Annotated in this window: 12 protein-coding genes; 10 read left to right on the forward strand and 2 right to left on the reverse strand. The window is 57.0% G+C overall.

Annotation, left to right across the window (positions count from 1 at the left end; all coding sequences use genetic code 11):
• Nucleotides 1-1121: HAD-IC family P-type ATPase (locus P8Z34_14660; protein MEJ2551914.1), on the reverse strand; the 1121-nt coding region annotated here is incomplete at its 3' end.
• 503 nt (nucleotides 1122-1624) lie between these two features.
• Between P8Z34_14660 and P8Z34_14665 the strand changes: the two genes are divergently transcribed.
• The 10 genes from P8Z34_14665 to P8Z34_14710 all read left to right on the forward strand — a co-directional run bounded on the left by P8Z34_14665 (nucleotide 1625) and on the right by P8Z34_14710 (nucleotide 15175).
• Complete coding sequence (locus tag P8Z34_14665; protein MEJ2551915.1) at nucleotides 1625-3628, forward strand: protein kinase; 2004 nt, start codon at nucleotides 1625-1627, stop codon at nucleotides 3626-3628.
• A gap of 28 nt (nucleotides 3629-3656) precedes the next feature.
• Nucleotides 3657-4706, forward strand: a complete 1050-nt coding sequence (add, locus tag P8Z34_14670) for an adenosine deaminase (GenBank protein MEJ2551916.1) — start codon at nucleotides 3657-3659, stop codon at nucleotides 4704-4706.
• Between the two features lie 81 nt (nucleotides 4707-4787).
• Complete coding sequence (locus P8Z34_14675) at nucleotides 4788-5267, forward strand: hypothetical protein (GenBank protein ID MEJ2551917.1); 480 nt, start codon at nucleotides 4788-4790, stop codon at nucleotides 5265-5267.
• Between the two features lie 16 nt (nucleotides 5268-5283).
• Nucleotides 5284-6231, forward strand: coding sequence for a PfkB family carbohydrate kinase (locus P8Z34_14680; GenBank protein ID MEJ2551918.1), 948 nt, complete (start codon nucleotides 5284-5286; stop codon nucleotides 6229-6231).
• Nucleotides 6232-6297: 66 nt separating this feature from the next.
• Complete coding sequence (locus P8Z34_14685; protein MEJ2551919.1) at nucleotides 6298-7821, forward strand: hypothetical protein; 1524 nt, start codon at nucleotides 6298-6300, stop codon at nucleotides 7819-7821.
• 78 nt (nucleotides 7822-7899) lie between these two features.
• Nucleotides 7900-9429, forward strand: a complete 1530-nt coding sequence (locus P8Z34_14690) for a hypothetical protein (GenBank protein ID MEJ2551920.1) — start codon at nucleotides 7900-7902, stop codon at nucleotides 9427-9429.
• Nucleotides 9430-9475: 46 nt separating this feature from the next.
• The gene (locus P8Z34_14695) at nucleotides 9476-10990 is read left to right on the forward strand and encodes a hypothetical protein (protein MEJ2551921.1); all 1515 of its coding nucleotides are present in this window, start codon (nucleotides 9476-9478) and stop codon (nucleotides 10988-10990) included.
• A 21-nt stretch (nucleotides 10991-11011) separates the two neighbouring features.
• The gene (locus P8Z34_14700; protein MEJ2551922.1) at nucleotides 11012-13147 is read left to right on the forward strand and encodes a hypothetical protein; all 2136 of its coding nucleotides are present in this window, start codon (nucleotides 11012-11014) and stop codon (nucleotides 13145-13147) included.
• Between the two features lie 55 nt (nucleotides 13148-13202).
• On the forward strand, nucleotides 13203-13811 hold the full coding sequence (locus P8Z34_14705) for a two-component regulator propeller domain-containing protein (GenBank protein MEJ2551923.1): 609 nt from the start codon (nucleotides 13203-13205) through the stop codon (nucleotides 13809-13811).
• Nucleotides 13724-15175, forward strand: coding sequence for a hypothetical protein (locus P8Z34_14710; GenBank protein ID MEJ2551924.1), 1452 nt, complete (start codon nucleotides 13724-13726; stop codon nucleotides 15173-15175). Before P8Z34_14705 ends, P8Z34_14710 begins: the two co-directional genes overlap by 88 nt.
• Before the next feature lie 38 nt (nucleotides 15176-15213).
• Here the strand turns inward: P8Z34_14710 and P8Z34_14715 are convergent.
• Nucleotides 15214-15923: hypothetical protein (locus P8Z34_14715; protein ID MEJ2551925.1), on the reverse strand; the 710-nt coding region annotated here is incomplete at its 5' end.

The following is a 15923-nucleotide window of genomic DNA, read 5'->3' on the forward strand; positions in this document are numbered from 1 at the left end:
TGCCCCAACACCCTGGTCAGCGCCAGGGGTGTGGCCAAGCCCAGAGCGCAGGGACAGGCTATGACCAGAACAGTCACTGCGGTCAGCACCGCTTTCGTAGGCGTGGCTCCGGCCATCGACCAACCCAGAAAGGTCAGGGAAGCAGCGGCTACTACGCTGAAGACGAGGTAGCGCGCAACTTGATCAGCCAAGCGCTGCGCAGGTGGTTTGGCGTTCAGAATTTCCTGTACCATCCGCTTGATTTCCGCCATGCGTGTGCCATCGACAGGCTGCACCACTTCGCATCGCAGCGTTTCATCGACAACCAGCGTGCCGGCAAAAACAGGATCGCCTACCGATTTTTGAATGGGTCTTGCTGCGCTGGTCAGCCGTGTTTCATCGACCGCTGCCATTCCCTCCATCACGCGTCCATCCACGGGCATGCGTTCGCCCGGCTTGATCAGGATATGGTCACCCCGCTTCAAATCGAACGCCTCGACCTCCTGCCATTGATCGTCTGATCGCCGCCAGGCCGTTTCCGGCTGTAGCTTGAGCAGCTCGCGTATGTCCTTGCGTGCCCGCCATTCTTCAGATTTCTCCAGGTAGCGTCCCAGTGTGATGAACGTGGTAACCATCGCCACAGAATCAAAGTAAACCTCACCCTGCCCTTCGAGAGCGTTGTACACGCTGTATCCGTATGCGGACAGCGTACCGAGTGAAACCAGCGTATCCATCCCCACACTGGCGGCCCGTAGCGCACGCCAGGCGCCATGCAAGAAGGAATACCCACCGATAAAGAGCACCGGCGTCGTAAGCGCCCATGCCAAGTATTCCAAGTTGCGCACGCTGGCGCTGCCGGCTCCTCCACGCGCATACAGGGGATATAACTGCAGCAGATAGAGCAGCATCACCTGCATGCCGAATGCAGAAGCGACGAGCAGCTGCAGCAGTATGTTCTGCCGCTTCCGGATTGCGTGTTTCTCCTGGGGAATCGAGCGCAGCCAATCACGGTTGATCACAGTATCCAGGGCGTGCAGCGCCTTGTTCAAATCAGCCTCCTTCAGACCGCAGCGGGGGATACCGCTGCTCGGAGCACTTTCGTCATGAACGTGAAAGACCGGTTCAGCTTTGCCAAGGTCCATTGTGAGTGGTCAGCTATAGTGTACGGAAGCATCGCAGGGTATCGAATCCCTGCATATTCCGCCGGTCGTTGATTTAATTGGAAAAGACTTCAAATTATGGGGTAGCAGATACGGCTTGTATCCATTAATGTCCTCGATGTCGGGGCACGCTGATCTTGATTGACGTCAAGGATTTGTCCCACGTTCTACCCCCACGCGCAAGTATACTTCATAAGAAAGGTCTATTCAACACGCAGCTCGTTTACATTCAATATTCCCACACCGTCTTCGTCAAACCTGGATCATCACGACATCAACTTTCGAAATACGAACCAAGCCGGTGAGCGCGATAAAATCCCACTACAGTACCCTTTTAATTCGCCTGGCCGAATTGGAATTCTGCGCCGACTTCTGTATGATATAGTACGCATATCATTTGGAGAGCCACGCGCGAACGAGTCTCTGACTCGATACAATTTTCCCTGATCGAAAACAGCAACTGAATTCCACCTGCGGAGGGATTCATGCCTCTCGAAATCAACAGTCTGCTCTACAACCGCTATCGAATCCTGGAACTGCTCGCCAGCGGGGGTATGGGCGCTGTTTACCGAGGTTTCGACGAAAATCTGACCGTTCAAGTTGCGATCAAAGAAAACCTGTTCGTGACGCCGGCTTCCGGGCGCCAGTTCATGCGCGAAGCGAGGCTACTCGCCTCCCTGCGCCATCCCGGATTGCCGCGCGTCACCGATCACTTCGAAATACCGGGACAGGGACAGTACATCGTCATGGATTTCATCCCCGGAGAAGATGTCCATTCGCTCATGCGAAAACGCGGCGGCAAACCGCTGCCGGAGGAGACCGTCCTGCAGTGGGCGCAGGAAATCATGCAGGCCCTGGCGTACATGCATTCCCGCCCGCAGCCGGTGATTCACCGCGACATTAAGCCGGGCAACATAAAAATCACACCGGAAGGAAGAGCCATCCTGGTCGATTTCGGACTCGCCAAAGCGCACGATCCCAAAGAGACGACGACCATGGGTGCTCGCGCCTACACGCCGGGTTTTGCCCCGCCGGAACAATACGGACCGGGCAGCACCGACACCCGCACCGACATCTTCTCATTGGCGGCCACGATGTACGCACTGCTCACGGGCCGCATTCCCGCCGACAGTGTCAAACGGGAGATGGGCGTAGAACATCTGGTGCCCATACGAAAACTGAATCCCTCGATTTCACCTCACGTGGCCCAGGCCGTCGAACGTGCCGTCAAAACACAACCCGGGGAGCGCTTCCAATCCATCAAGGACTTTCAGGAAGCGTTGTTCCCTCCGACTTCAGATGCAGCCCGTATCGCAGCCGACCAGGCCGTCACGAAACCCGCTCCACAATCCGATGCGGATGCCGGGGGTTCCAGCAGTGCGACGACGGTCCTGCGGGATCAAAATCCACTGAGATCGAAGTGGTGGATTGCGCTGCTCGTGGTGATCGTCGCTGCCGCAGCGGTCACCCTTCCGGGCATGCTGAGAGGAGCCGCGCCCAGCGCAACGCCGGCACGGGAAACGAACATCGTCGCCTTGCTGCCCACCCTGCAAAACACACTGCCGCCTTCCGAATCGACGGAACTCGGACCGGCGACGGAAACACCCCGGCAGGAACCCGGCGACACGCCGACTCTCGAATTCACCGATACACCGTCCGCAACGCCCATCGGCAACGGCGGAGGGTTAATCGCCTTTGTCAGCGACCGGGCCGGCGCGCCGCAGGTTTTCCTCGTGAACGTGAATGGAAGCGAGGTTCGCCAATTCACGGACGTCGCAGACGGCGCCTGCCAACCCGCATGGTCGCCCGACGGTCAAAAGATTCTCTACATATCGCCTTGCGGCGGAAAGAAAGACATCTATCCAAACGCAGTGATCTATCAGGCCGACATCGCAGGGAGCGCACCATTACCCCTGATTGCCATGGTCGGCGGCGTCTTCGATCCGCAATGGACGCAAGCCGGGATCTCGTTTACCTACCTGGAGGACAACCGGCCCTCCGTATGGCTTGCCGATCAAACCGGAAACAATCCCATCCGCATCAGCCGTGAAAATGCGTACGATCGCCAGGCAAGCTGGTCGCCGGACGGGGAGAAGGTTGCCATCCTGAACACCTCCGGAAGCGATTACCCGGTAGTCTACTGGTTCTACAGGGATGGCTCGTTCAACGGTTCGACGCCGGATCAAATCACGCGCGACCAGCGCGCGCATACGCCATCCTGGTCCCCAGACGGTGAGACGATTGCCTACGCGGCCAACAATCACATTTGGGTCATTCAATGGGACGCCCTAGGTTTCGGAGAAGTGCGGCTAACGGAATTGGGCCCCAACGATGACCCCAACTGGTCGCCGGATGGGGAATGGATCGTGTTTGAATCCTGGCGCGATAACGCCAATCATGAAATATACGTGATGACGGCAAACGGCGGCTCGCAAACGCGTCTCACGAATCATCCCGCGCTCGATTTTCAGCCAGCCTGGCAGCCGTGATCGGTTTGGCGAGCGCCGCCGAATCGCAGTGAATTTGGCACCCGGGCTGCAGGATTTCAGCGTTCAGGGCGAGGATGACACCATGATCGATACTTCATTTCCGTTGATGGACTTGCATCGACATCTGGATGGAAACGTACGCCTGGAAACGATCCTGGACATCGGCGAGGAACATGGAATCCCCCTGCCTGCGGATGACGTGGAGGGACTACGGCCGTACGTTCAAATCGTGGAGCCCGAACCGGACGTAATGACTTTTATCGCCAAATTCAAATGGATGATGGAGATCCTCGTCGATCCTGAAGCTTGTTTTCGCATCGCCTACGAGAACGTCGAAGATGCCTTCAACGAATCCCTCGATTACGTCGAACTGCGTTTCAGCCCCTGGTTTATGGCGGAAACCCACCAACTCGACCCTCGCGAAGTCGTCGAAGCGGTCGTAGACGGGGTTCAAAGCGGCAGCGAAGAGTACGACATCCGTGCCAATCTGATCGGCATCCTCAGCCGCACCTACGGCCCGGACATCGCACGCAAAGAACTCGATGCGCTGCTCGGCTGCCGCGAACACATCGTCGGTCTGGACCTGGCCGGAGACGAAGCGAATTGGCCTGCAGAGTATTTCGTCGACCATTTCGAGAAAGCCCGCGATGCCGGCTGGCACATCACCGTCCACGCAGGCGAATCTTCAGGACCCGAGAGTGTGTGGCAGGCCATCGACGTGCTGCACGCCGAGCGTATCGGGCATGCGGTGCATGCCACTAAAGATCCCCGGCTGCTGGATTACATGCTCGAAAATCACATCGGCATCGAAGTCAGCCTGACGAGCAACGTGCAAACCAGCACGATCCCGGATTATGCCGCCAGCCCGCTCAAACAATTCCTTCGACGAGGTTTGCTGGCCACGATCAATACGGATGATCCCGGCGTGAGTGGAATCGACCTGCGCCACGAATATGAGGTTGCGGCGCCTGCGGCCGGTCTGACGGTGGATGAAATCCATCAAGCGCAGTACAACGCGCTGGAAATCGCGTTTCTCGACGATCCTGAAAAGCAAGACCTGATGGACCGTTATGGATAGTGCCAGCGAATCTTTCTCTGTTTCACAACATCAGGAAAACATGGTAAACATTGGATCAGCTTCGACGCAGGAGGTCATCGGATGAGCGTCAAACAAATATTGAAGTCCGCACTCTGGGGAATGATATTTGCGGGAGCCGGAGTCGTGGCTTTGTTTTTCTTCGCCCGCACGACGACGCTGACATGCGAACGAAGTGCGAAGGATCAAATCACTTGTGTAAAATCCGAGAGTTTACTCGGCGTCCTCGATTTCGAAGATGAGCATATCCCCTCACTGGACAACGCCTGGGTGAGTGAAAGCTGCGACGATGACGGCTGTACCTATCGAGTGGAATTGGATGCGGCTCGGGGCACGTTCCACCTCACGAGTTATTCATCTTCCGGCTACCGTTCAAAAGAAGATATCGCCGATCGAATCAATACGTTCATCCATTCATCTTCCGAGCCGTCATTGGTAATCGAAACCGGCACCGGTCTCCTGGGTATCATGCTGCCGGCCGTGTTTATTCTCGTGGGCCTGATCGTCACCTTCGCCCAGGTACGAAACTCGATGATTCAATGAAGGGATCTGAGAACTAATGCATGAAACCACAGCCAAACGGGACGGCCGTGAAATGGCAGCCAGCATCGATGTACTCTGCGTCGGGATGGCTTCCTACGACCTGATCTTTCGTGTAGACCGTCCGCTCACCGAGGACGATAAAAGTGCCGCTTCATCTTTGACACAATCCGGCGGGGGACCGGCGGCGAGCGCATCGATCGCGGTGTCCCGGCTGGGACTTGCTTCGGCGTTCGCCGGATATCTGGGAACGGATCCCTTCGGGGACTACCTGTTGAACGATTTTGTCACGGCGAACGTGAACATCGACCTGCTCGTGCGTGGACCAGCGCCTACGTCGATATCCGCCGTTTTCGTAACGCCCAGCGGTAAACGATCGCTCGTCAACTATCGTGCACCCGAACCAATCCCGGCGGGAGCGCTCGATGTATCGAATGTATGCGCCAAGGTCATCCTCTTCGACGGCCACGAACCGGAGATATCGATCCCGCTGCTCGAACACGCCGACGCATGGAAAGCAGATACGGTCCTGGATGCCGGATCGGTCCACGAAGGCACTCGAAAACTCGCTGACCGTGTGGACTATCTCGTCGCATCCCAGAAATTCGCCCTGGATTTTACCGGCGAATCCAATCTCGATGATGCGCTCGTGGCGCTCACCCGTCATGCACCTTCAGTCGTCGTCACGGTTGGAGAAAGAGGTTTATACTGGTATCACGAGAACCAAAGCGGGCGTCTTCCCGCTTTCCGAGTCGATGCGGTAGACACGACGGGCGCCGGGGACGCTTTTCATGGTGCATTTGCCGCTTGTCTGGCAATGAAATGGGATTGGAAAACAACGTTGAAGTTCTCCAGTGCAGCAGCGGCCATTTCCTGCACGCAGCTCGGCGGGCGCCCCGGGTTACCAACACAACAAGACGTTCAAAGCTTTCTGTCTGAGCACGAACCCCTCGACGTTCAGGCATGACCGAGAGGGTGGATCAATCGGCAATGATATCGGAAAGAGTTGCGCAAAATAGGAGGAGTGAATTTCATGGCTAAAAAGCGGATTATCCATTGGAGTATCCTGCTTGCTGCCGGTACATTCTGGATTGCAGGCTGCGCCAGCGCGACGCCCGTGGTCAGCGAGTCAGATCAGGCAATTCCCACGCAGCGATCCGCATCCTCGCCCGCTCCCACAAAACCACCTAGCGAACTTCCGACCGACACGCCCGCAGGCATGTTTGTGGACACGGAAGAAAAGGGCGGTACGGCGCCTGGTGTTGGAAGCGGTGAACTATCCAAGGAAGGACCGTGGTGGATTTTCACCACGCCGCAAGGAATGTGGGCGGTCAACCCCGATGGCACGGGACTCAAACAAGTTTCCTGGGAGAATTTCACGCCGCCGTTCAACCGGCAGATCGCGATCGCCCCGCAAGGTGGAACGGTCGCATTCCTCAGTGGTAGAGACGGCGTCTACGACATCACGCTGCGCATCATCAAACTCCCCTACCCAACCATGATCACCGAAAAACCGCTTACTTCAGCGCAAAGCGAACCCGGCGAAGACGCCGTACCCGGCGACGCAAGCTTCGAAGCCGTTCGGGCGATGATCGACCTTCAAAGCCTGGCCTTTTCACCCGACGGTCAATATCTGGCGTTCATGGGGGCGATCAACGGACCCACCTCGGATCTCTACGTCTACTCCATGCAGCAAATGGCCGAGACACAGCTCACGGACGGGCCCAGTCAGGGAATCAAACCCGTCTGGTCGCCGGACGGGAAATACATCGTCCACGCAGGAGTCGGCTCATTGGGAACCGGTGCCGGCTACGACATGCAAGGATTTTGGGCCGCCCGGGCGGACGATTCGGGCATCATCACGCTCTTCGATCCCTCCGGTTCGGGGGACCAGCAAGTAATCGGATGGGTGGATGACCGCACGTTCGTGGTCTACTCCTGGAACGCGATGTGCGGACCGAACGATCTGCGCACATTCAACATCGAAACCGGCGAAAGCCGAGTCCTATGGGAGCACACCTTCCAGACGATCGCCTTCCACCCGACGGAAGCCGTGGCGCTCTTGGGCGTGAATGATGACTATGAAGGCTGCAATCCGGATCAGAATCTGGGGCTCTTTCTTATCCCCAGCGACGGCAACGCGCCTTTCAAAGTCCTCGACGAGGACATATTCCGGGTGATCTGGTCGCAGGAAGCCAACCTCTTCCTGGCCGATTCGGAATTCGGCATCGTCGCCATCGATTCGCTGGGGCAGTACATCGATCTCGACGTTCCGGTCGGGTCACGTTCCTTCCCAGCCGCAGCACCGAGCACGCGGGATCTGGCCTGGACAGGGGAAGGCTTGTGGATCGGACCACTGTTGGGTTCCATCGAAAATCCCCCAATAAAAATCTTCAACCAACGGACTTACAACGCCACCTGGGATCCACTTGGCGAATACGTGCTCTTCTTCAGCGATTCGGGACTATACGTAGCCCAAAAGCCGGAATACCTGCCAATTCTTGTCGCCGAGGGGCTCGACAATCAGAATGGATTTTCGGGGTGGGTGATGCCCTGAACTCCTGGATATCGATGAACGAACTCCTGCAGCGGTAGAGATGGGACGAAAAACGGAGCCGGAACTGGAGGGCAGCCGATGAAGAAGCGTGCATTCACTGCGGTACTCATAATTGGGATCCTCGTCATCATTACTTCCTGTTCAGCGAATACGCCGACCGAGGAGACCAGAATCGAAAGTAGTACGCCAAATCCTTCACCTTCCCCGACAACCGCTCCCGTGGCCGCCGCCACTGATACGCCTGTTTCGAGCGCCGCCTATATCATCCCCGAGCGCCCATTATCCCAATCAGGTCCCTGGCTTCTGGTCTATGAATTCAGTGGAATTTGGGCACTCAACGCGGACGGCTCCGGACTGACGAAAATCGTGGATTGGGCCGCAGAGGGTTTCCCCAATTACTCCGTTTTTCTGGCGCCCAATCCCCGGGAGCCGATCACGGCCGTGCTTGCTTTCGACACCACGCTCTTCAACTTTCCGGTATTGACCCTGGTATCGCTTCCCTCGGGAGAAGTCATCTATAAGACCCGGCTGCTCTCGGATTCAATCGAAGCAGCCCTCAGCGACAGCGAGAGCTATTGGCAAGCCAAGGACATCTTCGCCACCGTCGGCCCCTACAACCATCCGGAATGGTCGCCGGATGGCAGCAAGCTGGCTTTTAACGCGGCGATCGACGGCGACTCCTCCGATTTATACGTTTACGACGTCGAGAGCGGCACACGAACGCGGCTGACCAGTGGACCGACACAGGCGCTGGAACCCGCATGGTCGCCCGACGGGAGTACGATCGTACAAGGCGGCGCGGCTGAGACGAGCTGGGAGATGTCAGGATATGGGCGCGGGATGGACGCAGTCTGGGCCGTGCGCGCCGATGGCTCCGGTGTGAAGCAGCTCTTCACGAGTGAAATATGGGGGGACGAGAACGTATTGGGCTGGACATCCGACACGATCGTTCTGATGGACACACTCGAGTCCTTCTGTCCTTATACAAATCTGCGCACTATCGACGTGGAAACAGGCGAGACGAAAATCCATTGGCCGGACGGATACATTCTGCGCGCCTTCGATCCGGCGACCGACACTGTGTTGATCTCGATCCTGGAGAACAATCTTCCCATTCTCGCCGAATGTGAGGTGACCGCTACACCGGGGCTTTATCTCATCGACCTCGAAGAAGGTAGCAACCAATTCCTCGAAATCGACCTCGACACGGGCGCCGACATCCAATACGCACCCAAGCCCGGCCGCTTCTTCATCCAAACGACGGAAGATTTGCTTACTATCCAGGCAGATGGCCAGATCGAACGATATCCTGCACCCGAACGCGGCTACGATCCTCCAACGATCTCTCCAGATGGAAGCCGATGGTTGTTCGTCGACAAGCAAGGCCGTCTCTGGATGGGAAACGACGCCGGGGATCTGACGAGCATGTATGCAGCAGATGTGGAAGCAGTTGCTTGGAGTCCGGACGGTGATGCGTTCTTCTTCCTGGCGGAGGAGGACATGTTTTTCATCTCAGTGGCGCCTGAATTCACACCCACACTCGTCTCTGCTGAGTTAATCATTCCCCCCACCGGCTTTGGGGACAACCTAATCTGGGCTGCACCATGAAGGCGGCAATGCCCACTCACGCGCGGATCATTACGGAGCGTCAAACATGAGACAACGAACGCGATTGGCGCAGGTCCTTCAGGTCGCATGGACCATGATACTTGGTGCTTGCGCCGTGTCTATCACACCAAGCCCCACATTCACGCCCGAATCAAGGGTCATACCGACGGCGACTCCCACGTCCATCCGCACCACACAGGTATCTCCGACGGCAGCCATTCCGAATGCCATTGACACTGCTGATGCGGATCGCCCCCTACTCCCGAATGGTCCCTGGTGGATGGTCGTGACGGCTCAAGGGATCTGGATTATGAACCCCGACGGTTCCGGTCTTTCCGAGATCACCACGGGACTGCCGCACGAAGACATCAGTCCCGGCAGGATCGCCGTCGCATCTTCCGGCGGTCGCATCGCGTTGCTTTCGGGCTCGAATTTGGAATCAGGCTTGCGGTTGAATCTGCTTACGCTGCCTCAGGGCGGTTTTCAAACCATCGCAACCTTGCTTGAAGCGGGGATCGAATTCTCGCCCTCCGATGGACCTGGTTCCATCGGATTCGAGGCCATGCAGGCTTTGACGGCGATCAACTCGCGCGATTCCTTCGCATGGTCTCCGGACGGCAAGCTGTTGGCTTTCATGGGCATGATCGACGGCCCATCTTCCGATCTCTACACGTACGCGCCAGAGAGCGGCGAGATCACTCGACTAACGGACGGACCGAGTCATGGTTACCGTCTCTCCTGGTCGCCGGATGGCAGATACATCCTTCATGCAGGCGTAACCAGTTTCGGGACGGGAGCCGGCTACAGCATGGCAGGCGTGTGGGCCGCCCGCGCAGACGGTTCTGGCGTCAGGGAAATCGACGTTTCGGGTTTGCAAGGCGACGTCCTTTTTCACGGATGGACGTCCAATTCTGCGATCATGGTATCGAATTTCAACGCCCTTTGCGGTTTCAACAAGATCCGTAGTGTCGACATCGAAACGGGCGAGGTGATCGACTTCTGGCCCGGCGGGTATATGCAATTCGCCTGGAATCCGGAAACGGGCGGTCTGCTCGTTACCATCGATCCGTTCATCGTCGACGATCCGATCTGCAACCCGAGCGGCTTATCGGGGCTCGTGTTCATAGATCCACAATCCGATGAACCCAGAACGCTGCTGGACAAAGAGGCGAGTGAACTGCATTATTCTCCGAACGCCCACCGATTTTTCGCCCGTTTGATGGAAATCTACGAAATTTCACCTGATGGAGAAATCCTGCGCACCGTTCCGGCAATCCCGGCGGTGTCGCCCGATGGTTCCGTATGGGCCTATCTTCGAATCCGGCAGGATAGACTTGAATTATCGGTCGGGTCACCTCTAACCCTGCCTTCTGTCGAAATCGACGCCGATTTGACCTCACTCCCGATCGTATGGGATCGCACGGGAGATCGATTACTATACATCGACGGCACAAGTCTGTTTATCGCCGAAGCACCAAATTACATCCCCGTCCTCGTGACAGAGAACTTGCCCGGATTCATAAGTGCTTACACGAATTTCGCGTATTGGATCGAATATTAAAGCCAGTTGAAGGAGAGAGAGATGCTTACGAACCGATTGTCATCGATCATTTTATTGATTCTGCTCGTCTGGCTAGCCGGGTGTTCGCCATCGACAACCGCGCCAGCGGGTCGACCCACACCATCTGCCACCCTTCCACAAGCCGCGCCTGCCAGTACCACGAGCGAAGAAGCGACTCGCGTGCTTTTCCCCGACGTGCCTACGGCAACCCTGGAAGCTTCCCCAGCGACGTCGCCGCCGCCGATCGATTACGAGCACGCCATCCCCCATTTAGACGCAGGCACGGCGATCGAAATCACCAAGATCACCATGGTTGATTCGCAGCAAGGCTGGGCGATCGCCCAGGCAAACGACTCGAGCGATCACATCCTTCGCACCAACGACGGCGGCGAGTCCTGGTGGGACGTCACGCCGCCAGAGACAGCTCCGACCGGCGATTCCCACGTGCAGGCCGCAGGCTTTTTCCTCAACAGCGATCATGCCTGGGTCAGCTTTTCGTCGTACGAGATCGTCTGGCGCACCTCAGACGCAGGGATTACCTGGCAGCCGGCGCGCACGGAATACACCGGCAATCTTGGCGTTGATTTCTATTTCGCGGATGAGACCTACGGTTGGGTCATGAAGTATATCGATGCTGGAATGAGCCACGTCTACAGCTCCATGTCCCGGACCACTTCCGGCGGCGCGTACTGGGAGACCGTTTTCGATCCCTACACCAGTTCCGATTTACAGAGTTTTACAAAGACCGGCATGGTCTTTATCGATGCCGACGTCGGTTGGGTCACGCGTGACAGCTACGGCGTGCAACCGGGCGCCTTCGTCGATGTTACTTCGGACGGCGGTAGTTCCTGGAAAGAAGTTCCCCTGCCGCCGCCACCGGACGAGCCGAATAAATTCACCGACGAATACTGCGCCATGTACAACCCGCACCTCTTCTCTCGCAGCAACGGCGCACTGATCGTGCGCTGTACGACCTATGACAATAATAACAAGGTTCTCACCGATTACCTGTTCTCGACTTCCGACAGTAGACAGACCTGGAGCCGCTACGATTATCCGGGAGGCGAACTCCAATTCATCGACGAGGATGTCGCCTACGCGCTCGATCGTGAAATCTACCGCTCACGCGACGCAGGGATAACCTGGAGCCAGGTGAAGGACGTCAATTGGACTGGCCAGTTTTCGTTCGTCGGTGAGAATCTCGCCTGGGTAGTTGCGCGGTCCGGAGAAGAAATCGCCCTGGTAAAGACCACAGACGGCTGCGCTAGCTTTACGGAGATTAAACCCGAACTCGTCGCCGAACCGAGCGAATACCAGGCTGCCTCCGAACGCAGCACCGAGGTCGGGTCGCTCGAATCGCTGACGGGACAAATCGGCTTCATCGCCTTCAGCGAAACCGATTCTGACATCTCGGATATCTTTCTCATGAATCTCGAGGACGACTCGCGCCAGAAAATCACAGACAGCTCCGGCGAAATCCTCCATTTTTCATGGTCGCCGGACGGCCAGCGCCTCGTCTTCGATTCGGATCGCGACGGCAATTTTGATATCTACACGATGCAGGTGGATGGAAGCCAGTTAACCCAACTAACAAAGAAAACGATTCCGGAAAATGATCCGGATTGGTCCCCTGACGGCACGCAGATCATCTATACGGTAAGCGAAGCTGCGGGCTGGTCGATATACGTCATGAATGCAGACGGAAGTCAGTCGAGGCGTCTTACGAACGGATATACGGCCTCCTGGTCGCCAGACGGCAGCCGCATTGCCTTCAGCCGTCTCGATGACGGAATTTATACGATGGATCCCGGCGGTGGGAATCTCGTGCGCCTGACCGACAGCAGCACGTACGGCTGGGATTACTACCCGGAATGGTCGCCCGACGGCACCAAGATCGTCTTCGGTTCGAACCGGCGCCAACCCGGTGATGCCCTCACGGAGTCGGTCTACATCATGGATGCCGATGGGCAGGGCATTGGACGACTGTCCGACAGTTGGGGCCAGGCGCCGTACGCCTGGTCACCGGACGGACGGTGGATCGTGTATACCAAGGGTTTTTTCAGTACGGCAACGCTTTACATCATGGATTCCTTTGGCGTTAACTCCGCAGCGCTTGCGGAAAACAACATCGGTTTTCATCCGGCCTGGCGGCCTTAGCGACTCGACGGATAAGATGCGGATAGGGTTTACACGCCGGCAACTGAGGAATTGAATGCAGTTCCGAAAAGAACTGGGGCCGCAGGTTTTGATTTTATTGCTGGCTTTTCTGCTTGCCGGATGTTCTTCCGCCGAAACGAACCAGGCGCCAAGCGCTACACAGGATACGCTGCCGGCCGCACACGGCACCTCGAGTCCGACCACAACGCAGCAGCCGCTCCCTGCGGACCTCGAAACGCCCGCATCCACGCCCGTTCTGTTCGCCGAAGACCAGACCGGCATTACCGCCTTTCAACTGAGACCCGCCGGGATCGTGTCCTACGTATGGACCATCGCCGTCGCCGATGATGGGTCACTCTGGTTCGGCGGCGCGATGGGGGCGGTTCAATTCGACGCGAAAACCTGGACCATCTACGGCGTCGACGAGGGATTGCCGAAAGACAACGTACAGGCGATCGTCGTCGACGAAGATGGTGCACTATGGTTTGCCACGCTAGGCGGCGGAGTGAGTCGCTTCAAGGAGCGAGCCTGGAAGTATTACACGACGCTGAACGGCCTGGTCGACGATTCGGTCACATGCGCGTATGTGGCTTCCAATGGCGACATCTGGTTCGGCCAGTCACGGCGGACGGAACGTTGTGGGTCGGGACTCACGGCACATTGAATCGCTTCGATGGCGAATCGTGGAGCTATATCACCCAGGACGATGGACTGGCGGATCCGCGCATCGATGCCCTTTACGGTGCCACGGACGGCTCTTTGTGGGTCGGATCGATTGGCGGCATCTCGCGCTGGATCGATGGGCGCTGGATCAATTATTCGCAGGACAACGAACTGCAGCTCTACGACATCAACGCCATTCGAGAGGGCCCGGACGGCTCGATCTGGATCGCAGGTGGCTACAACCAAATCTACAGCTTCCATCCACCCGCCAAATCTGACGATCCCGTTACAATGAAGCGTGCTGCGAATCAGTTATTCTCGAGACCCATCCTGCCCAAGACGGACGGACAAGAATTGGTAATCGAGCGCATCGAAATGATCGACGCACAAGCGGGGTGGGCGGTTGGCGGAGCAGGCGCGCACCACGATCACATCCTGCGCACGAACGACGGCGGGGTAACCTGGCGCGATGTATCTCCACCGGCAGTTCGATCTCTGCTGATCTTCCCCGCGCGCACCGGTGTTTTTTTCTACGACAGGAACAACGCCTGGATCGTGTACAACGACGGCGCCGAACTATGGAGTACGTCGAACGGAGGTCAAACCTGGACATCGACACAGATCGACTACCCCCAAAGCCGTTCCGATCGCCTCTATTTCAGCGACCCGAATCGAGGCTGGTTGCTGCGCCACGTCGAATCGGGAATGGGAAACGAGTACGTCGCACTGTATCGAACTTCCGATGGCGGACTTTCCTGGGATAAATTGATCGATCCCTACGAAGATCAAGACCTTCAAGGATGCATGAAAACGGGAATGGTGTTTCACGAAGACCGCGGATGGATCACGTACGACTGCCAGGGCGTTTACCGCCAGGCGCTCATCGATTGGACGGAGGATGGAGGCGAAACGTGGCAGCCGATCTGGCTTCCCCTCCCACAAGCGGAAGCCGAAGACGAGGACAGCTATTGCACGACGAAGAATCCTTACCTCTTCTCTTCGACCCAAGGCGCACTCCTTGTCGAGTGCTACTATTTTTCCGGTACGCTGAAGACGACCGAACGCTTTCTGTACCTCACCTCAGACGCAGGATCGACCTGGAATGTGAATGATTTTCCGGGTGCAACGTTGCTCTTCATCGATGAACAGACGGTATTCGCGTTGGGTCAGGAGATATCACTTTCGCTGAATCAAGGCCGGGACTGGACGGACGTGAAAAGCGTCCAATGGCAGGGTCAATTCAGCTTCGTCGACGAAAACCTGGGTTGGGCCGTCGCGACATACGAAGATGAAATCGCGCTGGTTTATACGCTCAACGGTGGCCGTTCGTGGCTGGAAATCAAGCCGACCCTCTCCGAAGAGTAAACAGCTTTCCTCAGAAGGCGGCGATGTCACACACGACTTTACGGTAGATTTTCCGGCAGCACCGTGAAACTCAGCAGGACGTCTTCCGTGAGTTGATACTCTCGTGGAATGAACCAGAAGATCAACAAGGTTGCCACGAAAGCCTGAGGATCATCTTTGCTCACGAGTGAATAGATATCGACCGTCGGGCCATCATGACTGCCGCAGTACCAGTAACGCTCCGACATGCCGCGGTAATAATCATTTTCGAAATCCGTGCGGTAGGGGACGTCGTCGCAGGCCTCTCCGAATACGTCGCTGTACTCATCCAGCACCTGGATGTATCCCTTGTCCAGGCGTTTCGAGACGCTCAAAACCACGCCCGACGCTTGCCAATTCATCATGGCGTCGATATCGGAAGAAGCGTAGATCGATGTACCTACGATCTCACCGTCCTCCGTCCAGTCCCCGTAGGAATAATTCGGCCATTGAGACGTCGGCAAGTAAACGGCGATGGCACCGTATTGATCTACGGCGATATACCATTCACTATCGGGTGAGGACGGCTCAGGTTCAGGCTCTTCGTTGTCCGGGGGTGCTGGAGGCGGCGCAGCATCTCCTTCCTCCGTACTTTGTGAGAATTCCAAAGACAACGGCCGGCCGTTGATCTGGCCCTCGAGGAACTCGTTCGTGCTGAAGCGCAGCACCTGCACGTTCAGCGTGTCCCCGGGATCGTGCGTACGCAGGATGTCGCAGTAGTCCGACATCG

Source organism: Anaerolineales bacterium, assembly GCA_037382465.1.
GTDB lineage: Bacteria > Chloroflexota > Anaerolineae > Anaerolineales > E44-bin32 > WVZH01.

What these genes read in the sequence shown, in the direction of transcription:
- P8Z34_14665 (MEJ2551915.1), top strand. Translation starts at nt 1,625, where the DNA reads ATGCCTCTCGAAATCAACAGTCTGCTCTACAACCGCTATCGAATCCTG.
- P8Z34_14675 (MEJ2551917.1), top strand. Translation starts at nt 4,788, where the DNA reads ATGAGCGTCAAACAAATATTGAAGTCCGCACTCTGGGGAATGATATTT.
- P8Z34_14680 (MEJ2551918.1), top strand. Translation starts at nt 5,284, where the DNA reads ATGCATGAAACCACAGCCAAACGGGACGGCCGTGAAATGGCAGCCAGC.
- P8Z34_14685 (MEJ2551919.1), top strand. Translation starts at nt 6,298, where the DNA reads ATGGCTAAAAAGCGGATTATCCATTGGAGTATCCTGCTTGCTGCCGGT.
- P8Z34_14690 (MEJ2551920.1), top strand. Translation starts at nt 7,900, where the DNA reads ATGAAGAAGCGTGCATTCACTGCGGTACTCATAATTGGGATCCTCGTC.
- P8Z34_14695 (MEJ2551921.1), top strand. Translation starts at nt 9,476, where the DNA reads ATGAGACAACGAACGCGATTGGCGCAGGTCCTTCAGGTCGCATGGACC.
- P8Z34_14700 (MEJ2551922.1), top strand. Translation starts at nt 11,012, where the DNA reads ATGCTTACGAACCGATTGTCATCGATCATTTTATTGATTCTGCTCGTC.
- P8Z34_14705 (MEJ2551923.1), top strand. Translation starts at nt 13,203, where the DNA reads ATGCAGTTCCGAAAAGAACTGGGGCCGCAGGTTTTGATTTTATTGCTG.
- P8Z34_14710 (MEJ2551924.1), top strand. Translation starts at nt 13,724, where the DNA reads ATGCGCGTATGTGGCTTCCAATGGCGACATCTGGTTCGGCCAGTCACG.